This is a genomic window from Mesorhizobium sp. M8A.F.Ca.ET.057.01.1.1 (assembly GCF_003952565.1).
Lineage (GTDB): Bacteria > Pseudomonadota > Alphaproteobacteria > Rhizobiales > Rhizobiaceae > Mesorhizobium.
This window is the reverse complement of sequence record NZ_CP034454.1, coordinates 837,173-858,683: the sequence shown is the minus strand read 5'-3', so window position 1 is coordinate 858,683 and position 21,511 is coordinate 837,173. Positions and strand designations below refer to the sequence as shown.

Sequence of the window (21,511 nt, the reverse complement as noted above, 5' to 3'; positions counted from 1 at the left end):
GATCACGCCTCCACGGTTCCGTAGACGAGCTTGTCCTGGCGGGCGCGCAGTTCGGCGATCTTGGAGCCTGGAGCGGGAGCGGCATTGGCGTAGGTGATCAACTCACCCTTCTTGATCGGCGCCGTCACCGAACCGCCCTGCAGCAAGCCGCAAGGAATGGCCCTGACGGCATGCGCTTCCGGCGCCGTCATGATCCAGGCGCGATAGCAATATTCGCCGATCGCATCGAGCTTCTCGCCCGGCTGCATGTCCTTCTTGGCAACCGCGGCCACTTCGGCCACCGGCTTGGCCAGCGGCACCATGTCGGCCTTGCCGTAGAGCACGACGCGGGCGCAGGTCAGCGGCACCTCGAGCGAGGTCAGGTGATAGGGACGGTGGAAGGTGAAATACGGGCCCTTGCCCATCTTCAGGTCTTCCATGCGCTCCGAGATGCGCGGGTGCGACATGTCGGCGACGACGAAGACGCCGGGCGCGACACCCTTGCCGATCGAATAGTCGACGACGCCGACCCTGGACAGCACGCCGCCATCCTTCTGCGGCACCAGGACCTTGTTCAATTCGCCAAGCGTCGCCGCAGGGCCATGCATGCCGGCCTTGTCGGGCACCAGTCCGGTGGCATTGGCGATCGCCGCCATCTCGACCATCGTCTTCGAGCCGTCGACGAACTCGACCAGCATGCGTACATTCATGTGGCGGCGCCTGGCCTCTTCCTCATAGGCGGGCGGCGTGGCGTCGATGTTGAGCGGATTGTTCTTGCCCTTGCCGGCGGCGACGATCGGATGGCCCATCGCCGAGACGAATTCGATCAGCTCCATGCAGGAGGACGGCTCGTCGCCGGCGCCCAGCGAATAGGTGACGCCGAGCCGGTCGGCTTCGCTCTTCAGATAAGCGCCGATGGTGACATCCGCCTCGACATTCATCATCACCAGGTGCTTGCCATGCTCCATGGCACGCAAACCGATCTCGGCGCCGACGGCGGGAACGCCGGTGGCATCGATGACGACGTCGATAAGATCATTGTTGATGACCAGGCTGGCGTCATTGGTGACCGCCACCTTGCCGGCTTCCATGGCAGCCGTCATCGCCGAAGCGTTCGACACTTCGCGCGCATGGCCGGTTTCCTGGAAGGCAATGTCCACCGCCTTGCTGGCTGCAGGCAGGTTCAGCTCGGAGATCGCGCCGATCTCGATGCCCGACATGTGGGCGACACGGGTGACGATGTCGGTTCCCATCTCGCCCGACCCGATCAGACCGATGCGGATCGGCTTGCCCGATTTGCCGCGTTCCTCGAGATCGCGAGCAAGGCCCGTCAACGAAACATTGGAAGCCATACCGCTCATTCCTCCCATAATCCAGGCTTGTTCAATTGCCTGACGGGTATTGAACATCTGTATTTCTGTCAAGACTAATGTCCAAATCTGCGCACTTTTGCAGCACTTTCACAATGCGTTCAGCACGGCAGAAAAAGCCGGTCGAGAGCCGGCAAACCGCGTAATTCCACATTGCCGTGACGAGACGGCACGCAATGGCGGCGCGCGTGCGTCCCGTCCTATGGCGCACAGGACACTTGTTAGGAGCCGTTACCCTGCGTAAAAGCGTTGGCAGTGAACATGCATCGGTTAGGGGCTTCCGATGAACGTCCAACAACGGGTTAGACCTGTGGCAGCGCCGGGCGATGGCCCGGCCCATGCGATTGCCGGCATCTTCGCCGCGGAATTGGGCGTACCGGCAGTCGGCTTCGACGACAATTTCTTCGATCTCGGCGGCGATTCGCTGATGGCGGAGACTTTGGTGCTTGCCGTGCAGAAGCGGTTCGGCGTCAAATTGCAGACCTCCGTCCTGCTCGAAGCGCAGACACCGCGCGAATTCGGCCGCTTGGTCGCGTCGCTGGTACCGGAGCATCCGGCCCGCGAGCTGATCGTGCCGGTGTCCGGCAGCGTCGGCCAGGAGCCGATCGCGATGATCCACGGCATCACCGGCTCGGCCTTGTTCGCCAATCGCTTCAGCAGGCGTCTGAAAGACAAATACGCAATCATGGCGGTGCGTGGCATGGGCACGGAACCCGGCGAGACGCCCTATTCCACCATGGCCGAAATTGGCACCAACTATTTTGAAGCCCTGACCTCGGTGACCGGCAGGCATCCCGAGATCATCGGTGGCATATGCGTGGGTGGCTTGCTGGCAATCGAGGTCGGCCGGCTGAGCCACGAGGCGACGGGCAAGCGGCCGGCGATAGTGCTCATCGATCCGCCGTCGCCAGGTTCGGCCTGGCTGAAACCAATGCCCGACGATCGCCTCACCGAGAGGAGGCGGCGCGATATCGCCCGCAAGGTGATCTACTGGCGCCTGTTGCGCGACACGCTGAAGACGGTCGGCCTCGGACAGACACGTCTGGGGCGGCATCTGCGCAAGAAAGCCTACAAGAGCGCGTTGCTGCGGGCCGCGGCCGGCTTTGTGCCCTCGTCCTATCCCTGCGACATCCTCATCCTCGCCAGTTCGGAATGGGGCGCCACGACCGTGAAGGATTACAAGGGCTGGGCATCCGATCAGGCCAGCGTGAAGACGGTCGTCATGCCGGGCACGCACAACAAATTCCGCAAGGCCAACATGGATGCGATCGACGCGGAGATCGTGACGTTCCTCTCCGCCCGAGGCCAAGCCGCGCGCGAAATCCTGCCTCGCCAATGAGTTTTGGCCGGCAGATACTGGAGGCCTTCGCCGCCCATGGCGACAAGGTCGCGATGGTCAGCGACCGGTCTGATATCACCTATGCCCAGGCGCTGGCGCAGAGCGGGCATCTTGCCGCCAATTTCAGCACATCGGGCATTGGGCCGGGCGACCGCGTCGGCCTCGCCATGGTCGACAACATCGACGTGGTGCTGTCCATCCTTGCCTGCTGGAAAATTGGCGCCACCCCTGTCGTTGTCGATTTTCGAACGCCCAGGAGCCAGCGTGCCAGGCAGGCCCTCGACTTCGGCCTGAAAATGGTTTTCGAAAGCCGCGCCATGCCGGGCGACGAGGTCTATCCGAACGCGCTTTTCGACGCCGGCTGGAAATCGGCCTCGGCGCCAGGATTCGACGCCAACGCCCCGATGGATGACGCCAGTCCGGCCTTCCTGATCTTCTCGTCCGGCACGACAGGCGATCCAAAGGCCTACACGCAGTCGCATGAGGCTCTCGCCAGGCGCATCGCGGCGCGCCGCGGCGTGGTGGAGGGAACCGCCAAGCGATTCCTGACGCCGATGGCCCTGTCATACTCGGCAATGCGCCACCAGGTCCTGGGCTATCTGCTTTACGGCGGCGTCGTCAGGTTCTTCCCGCCTTTGTTCACCCCCTCGGAACTCATCGAGGCGCTGCTGTCGTTCAAGGCAAGCGGCACGGCGCTGGCGCCGTCGGTGATTGCACGGATGGTCAGGGAAGCAGGCGAGCGCGCGACCCACCTGCTTCCGGAGCTCTCCGTTCTCTACAGCATAGGCGGGCCGGCCAGGGGCGAAGACAAGATAGCCGCCTACCGCTATCTCTCGCCTGGATACCGGATCAGCTATTCCTCGAGCCTTACCGGCATCATATCCTCGCTATGGGGGGCGGATATTCTGGCAAAGCCCGAAAGTGCCGGCCGTCCGGTGGCCGGCGTACAGGTCGAGATCCTCGATGCGAACGGACACGTATTGCCACACGGTGAGCGCGGGCTGATCAAGGCCCGGACACCGACGATGGCGTCCGCCGTTCTGATGCCCGGCAATCGCCTTTTCGTCGATCCGCAGATCATGGGTTCCGATTGGGGCATCCCCGGCGACATCGGATTTCTGGACGCCGACGGATTTATAACGATCGTCGACCGGGAAGCCGACATGATCGTCCGCGGCGGCGTCAACGTCGCGCCGCAGGAGCTTGAAAAACTGATCCGCACCCATGCCAAGGTGCAGGACGTCGCCGTGGCCGGCTTTCCAGACGAGACCATGGGGCAGGAAATCGCCGCATTCATCGTCTCCGACCTGGGAACGGTCGAGGAATTCCAGGCTTTCATGCGCGCCAACATCGCGTCCGACCGGCGGCCGCGCGAAATAAGGGTCGTCGCGTCGCTGCCTTACAGCAGCAACGGCAAACTGCTGCGCCGCCAGTTGGTCGAGACGCTGGCGCAAACAGGTTCTTAGAGCAATTCCAGGAAAAGTGCGTAGCGGTTTTCCGTCCGGATTTGCGTAAAAACAAGAAGTTAGAGCGGGTCAGAGATTCTATCAAACACTGAACCGCTCTAGAAAATCCCTCCGATGCCGGCGAGCCACGGCGTCGGCCAGGGCTGGGACGCCAGCATATCGAAGACCGAATAGACAAAGGCCGTCGCGGCGGCGGCGATCCCCAGTGGTGACCGCCAGGACTTCACGCCAAGCACCATGATGCTGCCGGCTACGAAAATGAAAGTCGCCGCCAGATGGCCGACCAAAAGGATCAGAAAGGCCAGGGCCAGGCAAAGGCCGATAATCGCAAGATTGCCTTTCATGGCGGGTTCCGACGCCGGCGACCATTCGCCCGGTATTCCGTCAGGCGCGGATGGGATAGGCGTCGCCCGCCTTCGCCATTGCAGGGTCGTTTGCACTGTCGTCACCAACGAAAACACCATCAACAATCCAGCCGTGATGATCGGGAAGACGGCCGCCTCGAAGGGAAAGCCGGTTGCGGCGGTCACCAGCGCGGCAAACGCCAGCAATGTCATCGTGGCGCCAGCGACAAGGTCGGGCAGCGCGGGCGGCAGTGGGCCGCCGGGATTTCTGGCCCTGATCCATGACAGCGTCTGCCTGACGACACCAACCACGGCCAGTCCAAGCAGGATCAGCACCAGCGGCTGGGCAAGCCACGACCAGCCTGAAATCTGATAGGCGAGAAAGAAATAGTTCTCGAGGCTGGGTCCGAGCACGAATCCCAGTGAAAAGGCCGAGCGCGGCCAGTTGAGTTCCTTCATCGCCATGCCGACGGCGCCGACGCCGATGACCAGCGCGAAATCGAAGGCGCTCATATTGGTCTGGTATGCGCCAACCACGATGAAGGTGACCACCAACGGCACCAGTATGGCGGCCGAAACCTGCGCCACCCGCGCCAGCGGCCGGGTCAGCACAAGGCAGGTCACCGCGCCCACAATATTCGCCACGGCGATGCTGAACACCATCGACATGGTGAGCGCGGCATTCTTGCCCAGCATGTCGGGGCCGGGAACGAGCCCATGGACGACAAAGGCGCCGAGCAGGATGCTCATCGAGGCCGAACCCGGCACGCCGAAGGCGATGGTCGGAATGAGCGAGCCGCCTTCCTTGGCATTGTTGGCGCTCTCGGGAGCAATGACGCCCCTGACATTGCCCTCGCCGAACCTCGGTCCCGAGCCTGGCCGGCGCGACGCATAGCCATAGGCGATCCAGTCCAGCACCGCGATGCCGACACCGGGAACCGCGCCAAGCAGGGAGCCGATGGTGCTACACCGCAGGACCAGCGGCCATTCCCGCAGCGTGTCCCTGATGCCTTGCCACATGCCGGCATAAGTCGGACTCTCCGCATTGCCCTGGATGGAACCGCGCAACAGGAGCGAAGCCAGTTCCGGCAGGCCGAACAGGCCGAGAAACACCAGTGCGACCGGCAGGCCATCCCAGAGGTAGATTTCCCCGAAGGTCCATCGATCGATGCCGGCGATCTTGTCGATGCCCACGAAGGAGGTGAGCATGCCGAACATGGCTGCCGCCAGCCCCTTCAGCGGCTGGCTCCCGGCCAGCATCGCCACGATGGAGAGGCCAAAGGCGCAGATGGCGAAGAAGTCGGGCGTCTTCAAATAGAGGACAAGCGGCCGCATCACGGGAATAGCCGCGGCAAGCACCAGCGCGCCGAACACGCCGCCGATCATCGACGCGGAATAGGAGGCCCCGAAGGCGCGCGCGGCTTCGCCCTTCTTGGCCATGGCATGGCCGTCCAGCACCGTTGCCGCCGCGCCTACCGAGCCCGGAACCCCGAACAGGATCGCGGGGATCGTGTCCGAGGTGGTGTTGACCGATCCCATGCCAAGCAGGAGCGCGAAGGCGGCATAGGCATCCATGTTGTAGGTCATCGGGATCAGCAGGGCCATCGCGAACAACCCGCCAATGCCCGGGACGACGCCGACGACGAGGCCGACGAAAACACCCGTCACCAGCATCAGCATGCGAAACGGCTGGGCCATCTCGACAATGGCGGTGAGGATCAGATCCACCGTTGAGCCTCGCCGGAAATCTACTTCACCAGATTTCTGGCGGCCTCGAACACATCAGGCCCCACCTTCAACTGCTTCGACACGAGCCGGCTTATGTCTTCGCCGCTGGTGGCGTTGACGGTCATTTCGCTGAGCTTGCCGATGTCTGCCAGGAACGCCGGATCCCGGACCATCTCCATATATCCCTTGCGAAGCGCCTCCACCGTCTCCTTCGGCGTGCCCGGCGGGACGACCAATGGGTGATGGAACTGCAAGGTCGTCTCGATGAGCGCGACTGCCTCCCGGACCTTGGGATCCTCGATCTTGTCACTGAACCGTTGTAGCTTTTCTTCGCTTACGGCCGTGCCTGAGCCGAACGTTCCGATGAGGTTGAGCGTGTTTCCGGAGATGTGGTAACTGGAAACACCGCACATTCCGGCGATTTCGCCCCGCTGCATCGCCAGTTCGATATCGGCGGTGCCGTCAAAGCCGGTGACGATCTTGAACTTTGCCTTCAGCCCATTCTTGACCAGCGCTGCGAAAATATAGGTCACGCTGCTCTTGCCGGTCGCCCCTATCAGGAATTCGGACTGGAGGAACTTGTCCATCGTGTCGATGCCCGAGCTTTTGGCGGTCAGGCAATAGGTCGGCTCATTGACGAGCGAGCCGATCCATTGCAGGGCAAGCGGATCGAAATTGGCGTTCTGGGGATCGAGCACCGGGGCATAGGACATGGCTTCGCTGACCGAAGCGATGACGCTCCCGTCGGCCGGCTCGCTGCCCAGCACCATCTTGGTTAGTTTGAGGCTGCCACCTCCCGGCACATTCTGAACGACGATGTCGGGGTTGCCCGGCAGGAACCGGCTAAAGTGGCGTGCGATCAGCCGCGATGTCTGGTCATAGCCCCCGCCGGGGCCATAGCCGACCTTGATCGTGATTGTCTTGAATTCGACCGCTTGCGCCTGGGCGCACATCGCCAAGGCAAGGCCAGCAACCAGGAACAAAGGACCGCGCGATACGCGAAAAATCGTAGCCAACATGTCAACCCCGCTTTGAAGCCCAAAGCGGTTCTAACCCATGACCTTACAAATCGGTAATAATTTTCACGGCGATGATACGGGTATCGGATCACACTTGCCACAGCCACTCCGTGACCAGGAACGAGCGTCGGCGTCCTGATCCTGCCGGCGTCCCGTGCGTTATCCGGTGACAGGAAAATCGTGGAAATGCGCCACCACTCCATCGGCATCGATGAAGATGACGGCACAGGCTGGCGGCTCATGGCCCAGCTGCCAGCTGTCCGAAAAATCGAGTGCGCTCTGATGGTTGGTGCTGCGCAGTGTGCTGACCGGTATGCCGCGCCAGCTGCCGGCGATCAGTCGATGGACGTGGCCGGCGAAGATGTGGCCGACATTGCCGTGGCGCCGGAGAATGTCATGGAAGGCATCGGCGTCGGTGAGCCTGACCTCGTCAAGCACCGGCATGTGGATCCGGAACGGCGGGTGGTGCACGAAGAGGAAAACCGGCCGGTCACGCGCTTCCTGCAGCTTGTCGTCCAGCCAGCCCAGCCTTGCGGCGCACAGCCTGCCCTCGACATGTCCGGCGTCCAGCGTGTCGAGCAGGATCAGGTGGCCATCGCTGCCATCGAAAACGCTCTGGACGAACCCGCGCTCGGCCGGCGCTTCCGGGAACATCTCAAGAAAAGCGCCCTGTCGTCGTGGTTGCCGAGCATCAGCCGGCAAGGCGGCACCAACCCCGCCAGCGCCTGCCTCAATGCCGCATAGGCGGCGCGATCGCCATCATTGGTCAGGTCGCCTGATATCACCACCAGATCGGCATCGGCATGGTTCCTGCCGATATCGGCCAGGCAGGCCTCCAGCCGGGTGAGCGGATCGGAGCCATGGAGACGGCCACCCGGCGCCATCAGATGCGGATCGGAGAGCTGGATGATTTTCATGGGCCGGCGCACTGCCTTCCTGCCGCCGCCTGGCGTCGGCCTGAAGCCGGTATGTTTCGACCAGCTCTACTGCGCCGTCCAGCCACCGTCCATCGGCAAGGTCGTGCCGGTGATCTGCTTGGCCGCATCCGAACACAGGAACAATGCCAGTGCCGCAAGCTCTTCCACGGTGACGAATTCCTTGGTCGGCTGCGCGGCCAGTAGCACGTCGTGCTTGACCTGCTCCTCGGTCATGCCGCGCGCCTTCATCGTGTCGGGGATCTGCTTCTCGACCAGCGGCGTCCAGACATAGCCGGGCGCGATCGCGTTCACGGTGATGCCGTTCTGGGCGACTTCCAGCGCCACCGTCTTGGTCAGGCCTGATATGCCATGCTTGGCCGAGACATAGGCCGACTTGAACGGCGAGGCGACCAGTGCGTGCGCCGAGGCCGTGTTGATGATGCGGCCCCATTTGCGGCTCTTCATGCCCGGCACCACCGCCTTGATGGCGTAGAAGGCGGCAAGGAGGTTGATGCGGATGATGGCTTCCCACTTGTCGTCAGGGAACTCCTCGATCGGCGCCACATGCTGGATGCCGGCATTGTTGACCAGGATGTCGAGGCTGCCGAACGCCTCTTCCGCGTCGTGGATCATGGCGGTGACCGCGGCGCCATCCATCATGTTCGCGTCGGAATAGCGGCACCTGACACCGAAATCCTTTTCGATGCCGGCGCGTCGCTCCTGCTCGATGGCAGCGGCGTCGCCCAGGCCATTGATGGTGACATTGGCGCCCTCGGCCGCAAAGGCGCGGGCGATCGCAAGGCCGATGCCGCTGGTCGAGCCGGTGACAAGCGCATTCTTCGAAGACAGGGAACCCATGGGGAGATCTCGCAAGAGGTGGGAGGGACTGTTGAGGCAGATAGTTTGTGCGGCGCAACAAGACAATGCCACGGCCATGTGTCGGCTCGATTACAGCCCCGCGACGGCCTTTGCCGGCTCCATGAAAGGGCGTCTTGGCGATGACACGGCATTGTCATGCTGCCATGCAACATATTTCCCAGCGCATTCGCTGGGTCATTTTCGAACCGTTGGGGCACCTGGATGGAAATCGCCGATGTCGTGAAGCGCGGCTACGCGATGCCGCTCACCAATCCCTCCTTCCCGCCCGGCCCTTATCGCTTCTTCGACCGCGAATACATCATCATCACCTATCGCACGACACGCGAGGCGCTCGAGGCCGTCGTGCCGGCGCCATTGGAGATCGATGAGCCGCTGGTCAAATACGAATTCATCCGCATGCCGGACTCGACCGGCTTCGGCGATTACACCGAGACCGGACAGGTCATTCCCGTACGCTACAAGGGCCAGCACGGCGGCTATGTCCATTCCATGTATCTCGACGACGACGCGCCGATCGCCGGCGGCCGTGAGTTGTGGGGGTTTCCGAAAAAGCTCGCCAACCCCAAGATCGTCCATGAAGGCGAGGTGATCGTCGGCACGCTGCACTATGGCAGCGTTCTGTGCGCCACCGGCACGATGGGCTACAAGCATCGGGAAGCCGATCACGATTCCGTGCTCGCTTCGCTCGCCGCCCCCAATTTCCTGATCAAGATCATCCCGCATGTCGACGGCACGCCGCGTATTTGCGAACTGGTCCGCTACTACCTCACCGACATCACGTTGAAGGAAGCCTGGACCGCGCCAGCCGCGCTCGATCTGCGGCCCCATGTCATGGCCGACGTGGCGAAGCTGCCCGTGCTCGACATCGTGTCGGCGGTTCACTTCAAGGCGGACCTCACGCTCGGCTTGGGCGAAGTCGTACATGATTACCTCGCTGACCACAGCCGATCCGCTGCCAGCGCAACCCAGCTGGAGAAAGTCGGTGCTTGAGCGTACCCGCAACAAGGCAGCAGCCGCCACCATCGAGGAAATCACGGCGCAGTATGACCGTATCGCGCTGGTCTTTCAGGGCGGCGGTGCGCTCGGCGCCTATCAGGCAGGGGTCTATCAGGCGCTGGCCGATGCCGGCTGCGAACCGAGCTGGCTATCCGGCGTCTCGATCGGCGCCATCAACGCCGCGATCATCGCCGGCAATGAACCGAGCCGCCGGTTGCAGCGGCTGGAACAGTTCTGGCAGACGATTTCCGGCCGCAAGATCTGGTCCTACACGCCCGAAGGCGACATATACCGCGACATCCGCAACCAGACCTCGTCGTTGATGACGATGACGATGGGCCAGCCCGGTTTCTTCAAGCCGCGCAATCCCAATCCCTGGTTCCAGCTGTCGGGAGCGGAAGGCGCCACCAGCTTCTACGACACCGCCGAGTTGAAGGACACGCTGGAGAGCCTGATCGATTTCGATGTGCTGAACGACGGCAAGAAGCGGCTGAGTGTCGGCGCGGTCAATGTCAGGACCGGTAACTTCGTCTATTTCGACACCGAGAAGGTGCGGATCGCGCCGGAGCACATCATGGCCAGTGGCGCGCTGCCCCCGGCCTTCCCCTCGATCCGCATCGAGGGCGAATATTACTGGGATGGCGGCATCGTCTCCAACACGCCGCTGCAATATCTGCTCGACCAGGAAGAAGACCGTTCCTCGCTGGTCTTTCAGGTCGATCTGTTCAGTGCCCGCGGCGTGCTGCCGCGCGGCATGGCCGACGTGCTGTCGCGCCACAAGGACATCATGTATTCGAGCCGCACGCGGCAGAACACCGACAATTTCGAGCGCATCCATGCGCTGAAGATGAAGCTGCTCGATGCGCTGAAGCGCGTGCCGCCGGAGCAGCTCAGGGAAGGCGAGAAGGAGCTGATCGCCGACTATTCCAACGCCGGCGTCGTCAACATCGTCCACCTGATCTACCAGCACAAAGGCTACGAGGGTCACGCCAAGGACTACGAGTTTTCAGGCACCTCGATGCGCGAGCATTGGGAGATGGGCCTCGAGGACACCGAGCGCACGCTGCGTCACAAGAAATGGCTGATGCTGCCGACCAATGCCGATGGCGTCACCATCCACGACCTGCATCGCGAAGATCCGACTTAGCCCCAACTTCGTCACCAACTCTGAGGAATGGGAGCGTCTCTGAGCCTTGCGTTTAGGGTGATGAGGATCTTCCGCATGACGGCAGCGATGGGCGCTCCGGCCAATCTCTCGTAGGCCTGCATCTTCAAAGCCTCTCGACAGCTCCCTTGGAATGCAGACTCGCTCAAAGAAAAAGGCAGCGCCGGAGACCGGCGCTGCCTTTTGCTTGAGTATCTTTGCTTCGACCGCTCAGAACACCTGACGGAAGACGATGAACAGCGCGAAGGCGAGCGCGATCGAGCACGGCAGGGTCAGCACCCAGGCGAGCAGCAGATTGCGCACCGTCGACCATTGCAGACCCGAGCCGTTCGCCGCCATCGTGCCGGCGACGCCGGATGACAGAACATGGGTCGTCGACACCGGCAGACCCAGACGGTCGGCCATGCCGATGGTGACCATGGCGACGAGTTCCGCGGCAGCGCCCTGGCCATAGGTCAGGTGGCTCTTGCCGATCTTCTCGCCGACCGTGACGACGATGCGTTTCCAGCCGACCATCGTGCCCAGGCCGAGCGCCAAGGCAACCGCGACCTTCACCCAGATCGGGATGAACTTCGTCGCGTTGTCGACGGCCTTGTGATAGCCGGTGACCGCCTTGAGATCGCCGGCCTCCATTGGCAGCAACTGCTTCTTGTCGATCAATTTCAGCGCCTCGCCGATCAGATAGATGTCGTTGCGGGCGTTGCTGACCAGATCGGTCGGCACATTGTCGACCGAAGCGTAAGGCTGCAGCTCGGCCGTCGTGCTGTGGATGTAGGTCTGCAACGCAACCGTCGTCTTGTCGCTCCAGGTCCGGGTGCGCACGGCATCCTGCACCGCTGCCTTGGCATCCTTCGCATCGGCGACGGTGACACCAGACTTCACATATTTGCCCAGCGCGGTCTCCACGTTAACCGAAGCCGACTTGTAAGCTTCGAGATAATTGATGTCGGGCGTACGGTTCAGCGCATAGGCCGTCGGCACCACACCGATCAGGATCAGCATGATCAGGCCCATGCCCTTCTGGCCGTCATTGGAGCCATGCGCGAAGCTGACGCCGGTGCAGGTGAAGATCAGCAACGCCCGGATCCACCAGGGAGGCGGGGCATTGCCCTTCGGCGCCTCGTAGAGCGCCGGATTGCGGACGAGAAGCTTCATCGCATAGAGCAGGATGGCGGCGGCGAAGAAGCCGATGATCGGCGACACCAGCAAGGTCACGCCAACATTGGTCGCCTGCGACCAGTCGACGCCGCTGGTGGCGCTGCCGGCGGGTGCCATGAACTGGTTGGCGAGGCCGACGCCGATGATCGAGCCGACCATCGTGTGCGAGCTGGACGCCGGCAGGCCGAGGAACCAGGTGCCGAGGTTCCACAGGATCGCGGCCACCAGCAATGCGAACACCATGGCGAAGCCGGAGGAGGAGCCGACCTGCAGGATCAGCTCGACCGGCAGCAGCGACAGGATGCCGAAGGCAACCGCGCCGCTGGAGGTGAGAACGCCGAGGAAATTGAAGGCGCCGGACCACATGACGGCGAATTCCGCCGGCAGCGAGCGCGTGTAGATGACGGTCGCCACCGCATTGGCGGTGTCATGGAAACCGTTGACGAACTCGAAGCCGAGCGCGATCAGCAAGGCGATGCCAAGCAGGATCCAGGGCACCGTCTTGGCCGCCGCCAGGTCCTGGCTCAGCGCGTAGCCGACATAGACCACGCCGACCAGCACCAGCACACCGAAGGCCGGCAGGAACCACTTCGCGCCACCAGAACTATCCAGCGGATGATCTGGTCTCGGAATGCCCACCTCGCTAGAAACTATGTCCACCATCTCCCACTCCTATTGCATTGCAGCAAAGAACTGGAAAAGACGCTATGTCCGGACGATGAACCCTGTGTGACGCGGGGCGAGGCTCTGCCTTCGACGCACGGTCTCCTTCAAGCGGGCCCTGAGCGTGTCTTCAGGATCGCCGAGAACAGCGGATCGAAGGCACGGCTGATCGGCGCCGCCGCGGCGCCCAGCGCGATCGACCAGGGGTCGGTGGTGCCGAGCTGCAGCCGCGGCAAGGTCCGGCCTGGCCGGTCGGCGATCGACGGCAGCAGCGGATGCATCGCCTCGACAAGCCGGCGCGCCAGCGCTTCCGGCGCGCCGCTGGTCAGGATCACTGTCTGTGGGTCGAAGATGGTTTCGATCAAATGCACGCTCCAGCGCAGGTCGTGCGCCGCCCCTTCGATCCAGCGCATGATCTTCACGTCAGCCGATGCGGCCAGCGCGCCGATCTTTCCGTAGAGGTCCTCGTCGGCGGGATCGAGACCGAGATGCTGGTAAAGCGAGGCCAGCGACGCGCGATGTTCAAGCGGTGTCGAGCCGGGACCGGCCGGTGACAGCAAGGCCATGCCGATTTCGCCGGCATTGCCATGGCCGCCGCTGTACAGCTCGCCGTTGAGGATCAGTCCGGCGCCAATGCCATAGCCGACATAAAGGCACACCGCGTGGTCGACGCCATGCGCGGCACCCACGATCCGCTCCGCCGTCGCGCAGGCCGCGGCGTCGTTCTGCAGGCCGACATTCAGGCCCGTGCCCTTGGCCAACGTGTCCAGCAGCGGAAACTTCTGCCAGGCCGGCATCATCCATTTGTCATCCGAATTCTTCAGGCCGAACGGGCCGGGCATGGCGACGCCGAGACCGACGAGGCGTTTCTCCGACTGCGAGGAGATGCCGGCCAGCTCGCGCCGGACGCCATCGATCAGGCCCAGGATCACCTCGACGCCCTTTGACGGCTCATCAAAGGGCAGGTTCGCCTCGGCGCGCGCCAGCACACTGCCCATCAGGTCGACCGCGACCGCCCGCGTCAGGTAACGGTCGATCTGCAGGCCGATGGCGAAGGCGCCTTCGGGCACCAGCCTGTAGGGGGTCGACGGCTGGCCCCTGCCCTTGCGCACCGCATCGAGCGCCACGACAAGTCCATCGCTTTCCAGGTCCTCGATGATGTTGGAGACCGCCTGCTTGGTGAGCTGCGTCGCCCGCGCCAGATCGGCCCGCGACAACGCGCCATTGAGACGCAGCGCCTCGATCATGACACGGCGATTGTGCGCGCTGGTGCCCTCCTGGTTGGTGCCACTCTTGGCGCGGATCGGGCTGATATCGTCCATCGGCGTTTCCCCTCTTGACTCCATTAGAATATTGATCGACTAATTAAGTCAAGCGAGTTGACTTAATGTAAGCCGAGCACCGCAAAACAAGATGGCCAAGGCCTCTGCCTGTCGCCACTGGTCAGCCGGGTACCATCAGGTCACGCGACATGGATCCGGGAAGACGATGCCAAATGCAGGCACCGCCGACCCGTCAACGCCGGAAATGGGAGAAGAAAATGCTTAAGACAATGACCAAGACACTGGTCGGCGCCGTCTTTACCGGAGGACTGTTCGTCCCCCACGCTTTCGCCGAGACGACGCTCAATGCGCTGTTCATGGCGCAGGCCGCCTACAGCGAGGCCGACGTGCGCGCCATGACGGATGCCTTCACCAAGGCCAACCCCGACGTCAAGGTCAACCTCGAATTCGTCCCCTATGAGGGCCTGCACGACAAGACCGTGCTCGCTCAAGGGTCTGGCGGCGGCTATGACGTCGTGCTGTTCGACGTCATCTGGCCGGCCGAATACGCTACCAACAAGGTGCTGGTCGATGTGTCTTCGAAGATCACCGACGACATGAAGAAGGGCGTGCTGCCGGGCGCCTGGACCACCGTCCAGTATGATGGCAAGTCCTATGGAATGCCGTGGATCCTCGACACCAAATACCTGTTTTACAACAAGGACATCCTGGAAAAGGCCGGCATCAAGACTCCGCCGAAGACCTGGGAGGAACTCGGCGCACAGGCCAAGATCATCCAGGACAAGGGCCTGCTGAAGACGCCGATCGCGTGGAGCTGGTCGCAGGCAGAGGCAGCCATCTGCGACTACACCACGCTGGTCAGCGCCTATGGCGGCGACTTCCTCAAGGACGGCAAGCCCGACTTCCAGAATGGCGGCGGCCTGCTGGCGCTGAAATACATGGTCGACAGCTACAAGTCGGGTCTCACCAATCCCAATTCCAAGGAATTCCTGGAAGAGGACGTTCGCAAGGTCTTCGAAAATGGCGATGCCGCCTTCGCGCTGAACTGGACCTACATGTACAACATGGCCAACGACCCGAAGGACTCAAAGGTGGCCGGCAAGGTCGGCGTCGTGCCGGCGCCGGGCGTTGCCGGCACCAGCGAAGTGTCGGCCGTCAACGGCTCGATGGGCCTCGGCGTCACCGCGGTCTCCAAGCACCCGGACGAGGCTTGGAAATACATAACCTTCATGACCTCGCAGGCAACGCAGAACCAGTACGCCAAGCTCTCTTTGCCGATCTGGGCCTCGTCCTACGACGACCCCGCCGTCACCAAGGGCCAGGAGGAGTTGATCGCCGCCGCCAAACTCGGTCTGGCAGCCATGTATCCGCGTCCGACCACGCCGAAATACCAGGAGCTGTCGACCGCGCTGCAGCAGGCAATCCAGGAATCGCTGCTCGGCACATCTTCGCCGGAAGATGCCCTGAAGACCGCCGCGCAGAACAGCGGCCTCTGAGACAAGCTAGTCGTTCATTATGGGCGGCACTACAGCGTCGCGTCCCTTATGACGCGCAAAAGACGCTTCAGCACTTTCTATCTTGCGCATGATCCTTTCCGGAAATCGGCCTCCGATTTCCGGGGTCATGCGCGAGTGCCGCCCGTGCTATGTCCAGATCACTGATGAAAGAAGAGAGGCTGCTCCGATGTCGAGCACCTGGATGACGACCCGCGCATGGCTCTTGATGCTGCCTTTGCTCGTGGTCATGGTCGCCGTCATCGGCTGGCCGCTGGTCGATACGGTCGGCCTTTCCTTCACCGACGCCAAGCTGGTCGGCACGGGCGGCGATTTCGTCGGCTTCGACAACTACACCAACATGCTGTCGAGCTCGAATTTCTCGCGTACGCTGGTCACCACGACATTGTTCGCGGTCATCTCTGTTGCCGCCGAAATGGTGATCGGCGTTCTGGCGGCCCTTCTGCTCAATCAGGAATTTCGCGGCCGGGCCATCCTGCGCGCCCTGATGATCCTGCCCTGGGCGCTGCCGACCGTGGTCAACGCCACGCTGTGGCGGCTGATCTACAATCCCGAATATGGCGCGCTCAATGCCGCGCTGACGCAACTGCATCTCATCGACGCCTATCGGTCCTGGCTCGGTGAGCCGGGAACGGCGCTGGCGGCCCTGATCGTCGCCGATTGCTGGAAGAATTTCCCGCTGGTGGCGCTGATCGCGCTGGCCGCTCTCCAAGCGGTGCCGCGTGACATCACCGCCGCCTCGCTCGTCGACGGCGCGGGACCTTTCAACCGCTTTCGCTTCGTCATCCTGCCCTATCTCGCCGGGCCGCTGATGGTGGCGCTGGTGCTGCGCACCATCGAGGCCTTCAAGGTCTTCGACATCATCTGGGTGATGACCCGCGGCGGGCCAGCAAACACCACACGAACGCTCTCGATCCTCGTCTACCAGGAGGCCTTCTCCTTCCAGCGCGCCGGCTCGGGCGCGTCGCTGGCGCTGATCGTCACCTTGCTCGTCACGCTGCTCGCAGTCGCCTATGCGGCACTGGTGCGAAAGACCGCCGGGAGCGCCGCCTGATGGAACGCAGGAGCCCCGCCTTCACCATCCTCATTTATGCCTGCGCGCTGCTGCTCGCCGTAATCATCCTGGCGCCCATCGCATGGCTGTTCATCATGAGCATCTCGCCGGCCGTCGATCTTGCGGCCAAGCCGCTGCGCTGGTGGCCGCAGGCAGCCGACTTCTCCCGCTACCGGCAATTGCTGTCGACGGCCGAAAACAGCGCCGGTGCCGCCTTCACCTCATCGCTGCGCAACAGTCTCGAGATATCAGGCATGGCGACTCTGGCGGCACTCGCCTTGGCCATCCCCGCCGGCTGGGCGGTGTCGCGCACACCAGCGATCGGCTGGTCGCTGTCGATGGTCATCGCCACCTACATGCTGCCGCCGGTGGCGCTCGCCGTGCCGCTCTATATGGGCCTGTCGCATCTCGGCCTGCTCAACAATGTCTTCGGCCTGGCGCTGGTCTATCTCACCATCCTGGCGCCCTTCACCACCTGGTTGATGAAATCCGGCTTCGATTCCATCCCGCGTGAGATCGAGGCGGCGGCGATGATCGACGGCGCCGGCCTGTTCCAGACATTGCGCATCATCACATTGCCGCTGGCGGCACCGGTTATGGCGACATCGGCGCTGTTCGCCTTGCTGCTGGCATGGGACGAATTCTTCTACGCGCTGCTGTTCACCTCCGACCAGCGCGCCAAGACCTTGACCGTTGCCATCGCCGATTTGGCCGGCGGCCGTGTTTCCGACTACGGGCTGATAGCGACCGCCGGCGTTCTGGCCGCGCTACCACCGGTGCTGATCGGCCTTGTCATGCAGCGGGCGCTGATCTCGGGCCTGACCAGCGGCGGTGTGAAAGGATGATGATGACTGCAGATAAAGAACGGCCGGCCGGACTGGCCGCCATCGACCGCGAAATGGCGCGCCAGCATGCGGATGCGATCGCTTCGTTCCGGCAGAACACGGCCGAGGCGAAGAAGGCCACCGCTTCCATCAAGCGCACCGGTCGTCTGCTCCTGCTTGGCATGGGCGGCTCGCATGCGGTGGGGCGTGCCGTCGAGCCGCTCTATCGCGCGCTCGGCATCGATGCGCTGGCGCTGCCGATCTCCGAACAGCTTGGCCAGCCGCTGCCGCTCACGGGCCGCACCGTGATCGTGACCTCGCAATCCGGCGAAAGCGCCGAGGTCGTCAGATGGTTTTCGCAGCCCGGCGGCAGCTCGGACATTTTCGGCCTGACGCTCGAAGGCGGTTCATTTCTCGCCCGCACCGCGCCTTGTCTGGTCGGTGCCGGCGGCACGGAGCTGGCTTTCGCCGCCACACGCAGCCTGATCGTGACCCTGGCCCTGCATCTGGCCATCCTGGCGGCTCTGGGTGAGGATCCGGCCCCTGCCCTCGCCATGCTCGAGGCTCCGCAGGATTGCGACATTGCCCCCGCACTTGCCATGCTTGGCAAGGTGGACACGATCGTCACCTCCGGCCGCCGCCTGCAAGGCGTGGCCGAAGCCCTGGCGCTTGGCCTGACCGAACTGTCGCGGCTGCCCTGCTTTTCACTGGAAGGCGGCCAGTTGCGGCATGGGCCGATGGAAATGCTCGGCCCCAAAATCGGCGTCATCCTGTTTCGCGGTGACGATCCGACGTCAGACCTTGTCACCGCCATGGCGGTTTCAGTGGCCGAGGCCGGCGCGCCGCTGGTCATCTTCGACGCCTCGGGACAATCACCTGTCGCCAGCGCCGCCACCCTCCCGTTCAGACCGGCTTCGGGGATGGCTGCTGTCTTCGCCATGCTCCCGGTGGCGCAGCGCCTCATGATCGCCTTCGCCGACAGCCGCGTCGACAATGCCGGCACGCCCGTGCGCACCACCAAGATCACCAGGAGCGAGTGATGCGTCCGCTTGCGGTGATCGGCAACGTCAATGTCGACCTGATTGTCGGTCCGGTCGCGCCATGGCCGAAGGCGGGAACCGAGACCGTCGTCGATCATGACGAACTGCGCGTTGGCGGCCAGGCCGGCAACACCGGGCTCGCCTGGCAAGCGCTGGGCGTCGATTTCGCCATTGCCGCCAATGTCGGTGACGACCAGTTCGGCCATTGGCTTCGCGAGGCGTTCGGCGCCCGTGCCGAGAAATGGCCGGTCCGTCCCGAAGGCACGACCTTGTCGGTCGGCATGACCCATCCCGATGGCGAACGGACTTTCTTGACCACGCGCGGCCACCTGCCCCGCTTCAGCCTCGGTGATGTCTTGTCCGTTCTCGACGGCAGCGCGCTCTCCGGCGGCTACGCACTGCTCTCCGGCTCCTTCCTGACCGAGGACCTCACGCGCGACTACAATGCATTTTTCCACTGGGCCGACAGCCACGGCATATCAGTGGCGCTCGACACAGGCTGGCCGATCGATGGCTGGACCGAGGTCAATTGCGCCGCGACAAGGGCGTGGCTGTCGCGCTGTGCGTTGGCGCTGTTCAACGAAGTCGAGACGGTCACCCTAGCGGGATTGCCGAGCCCTGAGGAAGCAGCGCGTGAAATCCGATCCAGCATGAGGCAAGGCGCGACCTTCGTCGTCAAGCGCGGGCCGCGGGGCGCCATCGCCATCGGCCCGGACAACACGCTCGTCGAAGCCGCCGCGCCCGATGTCCGTGTCGTCGACACGATCGGCGCCGGCGATGTCTTCAATGCCGCCTTCCTGGCCGCTTTGGCGCAGGAACAGCCGCTGTCCGCCTGCCTCCGCGCCGCGACCTATGTCGCCTCGCGCGCCATTTCCACCTTGCCCCGCAACTATGGCGGGCCGATGCAGTCTAGGGAATCCATGCATGAGCGCGCTTGAAATCCGCGGCATCCGCAAAAGCTACGGCAGTGTCGAAACGCTGAAAGGCATCGACATCGCGCTGCAGAGCGGTGAATTCCTGGTGCTGCTCGGATCGTCCGGTTGTGGAAAGTCGACGCTTCTCAACATCATCGCCGGCCTTGCCGAGGCGACCAGCGGCGACGTTCTGATCGGCGGCCGGTCGATCCTCGGCGTCCATCCCAAGAACCGCGATATCGCCATGGTCTTCCAGTCCTACGCGCTCTATCCGAACCTGACCGTGCGCCGCAACATCGGCTTCGGGCTGGAGATGCGCGGCGTCGCCACTGACGAGCGCGACAGGGCGGTGAACGAAGCGGCGAGACTGCTGCAGATCGAAGCTTTGCTCGACCGCAAGCCGAGCCAGCTTTCCGGTGGCCAGCGCCAGCGCGTCGCCATCGGCAGGGCGCTGGTGCGCAAGCCGCAGGTCTTCCTCTTCGACGAGCCGTTGTCCAATCTTGACGCCAAGCTGCGCCTGGAGATGCGCACCGAATTGAAGCGTCTGCACCAGATGCTGCAGACGACCGTCGTCTACGTTACCCACGACCAGATCGAAGCGATGACGCTGGCCAGCCGCATCGCCGTCATGCGTGACGGCAGGATCGAGCAGCTCGGCACGCCGGAAGAAATCTACAACGAGCCCGCAACACTCTATGTCGCCGGCTTCGTCGGCGCGCCGTCGATGAATATGCTGCAGGCCACCGTCATCGGCGGCAAACTGGCCATCGCGGAGTCCGATGTACGGATCTCCATGCCGGCACGCTATGCGAAAGCGGCTCGTGAAGGCGCACAAATGGTCGTCGGCATCAGGCCGGAAGCGCTTCGTGTGGCGACCGGAGCCGCCACGGACCTGTCATTGCCGGTGGAGATCGAGGTCGTCGAACTGACCGGCCCCGAACTGGTCACGACAGCCCGGATCGGCACGCAGCGGCTGACGGCTTGCCTGCCGCCGCGAGCCCAGGTCGCCAAGGGCGAAAAGCGCAGCCTCATCTTCGACGAGGCCGCGCTTCGCTTGTTCGACCCCTCGACGGGCGAGGCCCTGCCGGCGACGGGTCTCGAACGGAAGGCGTCCCACTGACACGCCGAGGCATCTGGCTTAGACAGGCGGTACCATTCGGCTACCACCCGATATGTGTGCCATCGAAGGTCTGGAATGAGCCGCTGGCCGCAAGCGTTGCGTTGTCGATGATCGTGCGCAGGCCGCGCGCACTGTCCTCGACCGCCAGCACCGCCTGATCGCCCCCCATATCAGTCTTCACCCAGCCCGGATGCAGTGACAACACCGTTATCCCGTCGACCTGTAAATCCTGCGCCAGTTGAGCGCATGCCATGTTGAGCGCTGCCTTCGAGCAGCGATAGGCATAGTCGTCATCATAATCGTCAATCAGCCCCTCGGTCATCGACCCGGCACGGCTGCCGATATTGGCGATGATCCCCATGCGCGCCGCGGCCAGGTTCGGGCGCAACGCCCTCGCCAGCAGCAGCGGACCGAGCGTGTTGGTCCGCATGACCTCCAGGAATTCGTCCGGGGCGAAACCGTGCAGGCCAGGGTTTCCGCTGCGGATGGCGGCGTTGTTGACAAGCACATCCAGTGGCCTGCCGGCGAGGCGCGAGGCAAGGTCGGAGATGGAAGCTGTATCCGCGACATCGAGTGGCTGGAACTCGATTCCATCATCGAAACCTTGGGCCGGACGCATGCGCCCACACGCGATCACGCACCAGCCATACTGGGCGTATTGCCGTGCCAGTTCGCGGCCCAGCCCGCGCCCGGCGCCCGTTACGAGAACCGTGCGGTCGCCTTGCCCGTCCGCGGTCAA

The 21,511-nt window shown here is 63.3% G+C and carries 19 protein-coding genes; 10 read left to right on the top strand and 9 right to left on the bottom strand.

Features of this window, described 5'->3' with window-relative positions; genetic code table 11:
- Positions 1 to 2: 2 nt before the first annotated feature.
- Entirely contained in the window at positions 3 to 1,331 is a 1,329-nt protein-coding gene (locus tag EJ077_RS03935; RefSeq protein ID WP_208699793.1) for an NAD(P)H-dependent oxidoreductase, read from the bottom strand.
- A gap of 301 nt (positions 1,332 to 1,632) precedes the next feature.
- Here EJ077_RS03935 and EJ077_RS03930 point away from each other — a divergent pair, with 301 nt between their 5' ends.
- Together EJ077_RS03930 and EJ077_RS03925 are read left to right on the top strand one after the other, a co-directional pair.
- Positions 1,633 to 2,688 (top strand): phosphopantetheine-binding protein, encoded by a 1,056-nt coding sequence (locus EJ077_RS03930; RefSeq protein ID WP_208699791.1) that lies wholly within the window; start codon positions 1,633 to 1,635, stop codon positions 2,686 to 2,688.
- Positions 2,685 to 4,154 carry a class I adenylate-forming enzyme family protein gene (locus tag EJ077_RS03925; protein WP_208699789.1) on the top strand — a complete coding sequence of 490 codons (1,470 nt, stop codon included), beginning with the start codon at positions 2,685 to 2,687 and terminating at the stop codon, positions 4,152 to 4,154. The genes EJ077_RS03930 and EJ077_RS03925 overlap by 4 nt, the downstream gene beginning before the upstream one ends.
- A gap of 98 nt (positions 4,155 to 4,252) precedes the next feature.
- Here the strand turns inward: EJ077_RS03925 and EJ077_RS03920 are convergent, their stop codons facing one another.
- The 5 genes from EJ077_RS03920 to EJ077_RS03905 form a co-directional block, all read right to left on the bottom strand.
- Positions 4,253 to 6,226, bottom strand: a complete 1,974-nt coding sequence (locus EJ077_RS03920; RefSeq protein ID WP_208699787.1) for a tripartite tricarboxylate transporter permease — start codon at positions 6,224 to 6,226, stop codon at positions 4,253 to 4,255.
- A 20-nt stretch (positions 6,227 to 6,246) separates the two neighbouring features.
- Complete coding sequence (locus EJ077_RS03915) at positions 6,247 to 7,245, bottom strand: Bug family tripartite tricarboxylate transporter substrate binding protein (protein WP_208699785.1); 999 nt, start codon at positions 7,243 to 7,245, stop codon at positions 6,247 to 6,249.
- Between the two features lie 159 nt (positions 7,246 to 7,404).
- Positions 7,405 to 7,899, bottom strand: a complete 495-nt coding sequence (locus EJ077_RS03910) for a hypothetical protein (protein WP_245458629.1) — start codon at positions 7,897 to 7,899, stop codon at positions 7,405 to 7,407.
- A complete protein-coding gene (locus EJ077_RS31855) occupies positions 7,830 to 8,162 on the bottom strand; it encodes a metallophosphoesterase (RefSeq protein ID WP_245458628.1) in 333 nt (110 codons plus the stop codon). Before EJ077_RS31855 ends, EJ077_RS03910 begins: the two co-directional genes overlap by 70 nt.
- A 66-nt stretch (positions 8,163 to 8,228) precedes the next feature.
- Complete coding sequence (locus EJ077_RS03905; protein ID WP_208699783.1) at positions 8,229 to 9,020, bottom strand: 3-hydroxybutyrate dehydrogenase; 792 nt, start codon at positions 9,018 to 9,020, stop codon at positions 8,229 to 8,231.
- 222 nt (positions 9,021 to 9,242) lie between these two features.
- On the opposite strand from EJ077_RS03905, the gene EJ077_RS03900 reads away from it, so the two are divergent.
- Both EJ077_RS03900 and EJ077_RS03895 read left to right on the top strand, forming a co-directional pair.
- Positions 9,243 to 10,031, top strand: a complete 789-nt coding sequence (locus tag EJ077_RS03900) for an acetoacetate decarboxylase (protein ID WP_208699781.1) — start codon at positions 9,243 to 9,245, stop codon at positions 10,029 to 10,031.
- Positions 10,024 to 11,184, top strand: a complete 1,161-nt coding sequence (locus EJ077_RS03895) for a patatin-like phospholipase family protein (RefSeq protein WP_208699778.1) — start codon at positions 10,024 to 10,026, stop codon at positions 11,182 to 11,184. Before EJ077_RS03900 ends, EJ077_RS03895 begins: the two co-directional genes overlap by 8 nt.
- Positions 11,185 to 11,412: 228 nt before the next feature.
- Here EJ077_RS03895 and EJ077_RS03890 read toward each other — a convergent pair whose 3' ends face one another.
- Positions 11,413 to 13,023 carry an inorganic phosphate transporter gene (locus EJ077_RS03890; RefSeq protein WP_208699776.1) on the bottom strand — a complete coding sequence of 537 codons (1,611 nt, stop codon included), beginning with the start codon at positions 13,021 to 13,023 and terminating at the stop codon, positions 11,413 to 11,415.
- Positions 13,024 to 13,130: 107 nt separating this feature from the next.
- Complete coding sequence (locus EJ077_RS03885) at positions 13,131 to 14,345, bottom strand: ROK family transcriptional regulator (protein ID WP_208699774.1); 1,215 nt, start codon at positions 14,343 to 14,345, stop codon at positions 13,131 to 13,133.
- Between the two features lie 218 nt (positions 14,346 to 14,563).
- On the opposite strand from EJ077_RS03885, the gene EJ077_RS03880 reads away from it, so the two are divergent.
- The 6 genes from EJ077_RS03880 (at position 14,564) to EJ077_RS03855 (ending at position 20,772) form a co-directional block, all read left to right on the top strand.
- Complete coding sequence (locus tag EJ077_RS03880; protein ID WP_208699772.1) at positions 14,564 to 15,802, top strand: extracellular solute-binding protein; 1,239 nt, start codon at positions 14,564 to 14,566, stop codon at positions 15,800 to 15,802.
- A 187-nt stretch (positions 15,803 to 15,989) separates the two neighbouring features.
- Complete coding sequence (locus tag EJ077_RS03875) at positions 15,990 to 16,874, top strand: carbohydrate ABC transporter permease (protein WP_208699770.1); 885 nt, start codon at positions 15,990 to 15,992, stop codon at positions 16,872 to 16,874.
- Positions 16,874 to 17,719 carry a carbohydrate ABC transporter permease gene (locus EJ077_RS03870; RefSeq protein ID WP_208699767.1) on the top strand — a complete coding sequence of 282 codons (846 nt, stop codon included), beginning with the start codon at positions 16,874 to 16,876 and terminating at the stop codon, positions 17,717 to 17,719. The genes EJ077_RS03875 and EJ077_RS03870 overlap by 1 nt, the downstream gene beginning before the upstream one ends.
- Positions 17,716 to 18,738 (top strand): SIS domain-containing protein, encoded by a 1,023-nt coding sequence (locus tag EJ077_RS03865; RefSeq protein WP_208699765.1) that lies wholly within the window; start codon positions 17,716 to 17,718, stop codon positions 18,736 to 18,738. The genes EJ077_RS03870 and EJ077_RS03865 overlap by 4 nt, the downstream gene beginning before the upstream one ends.
- Complete coding sequence (locus EJ077_RS03860; RefSeq protein WP_208699763.1) at positions 18,738 to 19,676, top strand: PfkB family carbohydrate kinase; 939 nt, start codon at positions 18,738 to 18,740, stop codon at positions 19,674 to 19,676. Before EJ077_RS03865 ends, EJ077_RS03860 begins: the two co-directional genes overlap by 1 nt.
- A complete protein-coding gene (locus EJ077_RS03855) occupies positions 19,663 to 20,772 on the top strand; it encodes an ABC transporter ATP-binding protein (RefSeq protein WP_208699761.1) in 1,110 nt (369 codons plus the stop codon). The genes EJ077_RS03860 and EJ077_RS03855 overlap by 14 nt, the downstream gene beginning before the upstream one ends.
- Before the next feature lie 40 nt (positions 20,773 to 20,812).
- Here the strand turns inward: EJ077_RS03855 and EJ077_RS03850 are convergent, their stop codons facing one another.
- Positions 20,813 to 21,511 carry an SDR family oxidoreductase gene (locus tag EJ077_RS03850; protein ID WP_208699759.1) on the bottom strand — a complete coding sequence of 233 codons (699 nt, stop codon included), beginning with the start codon at positions 21,509 to 21,511 and terminating at the stop codon, positions 20,813 to 20,815.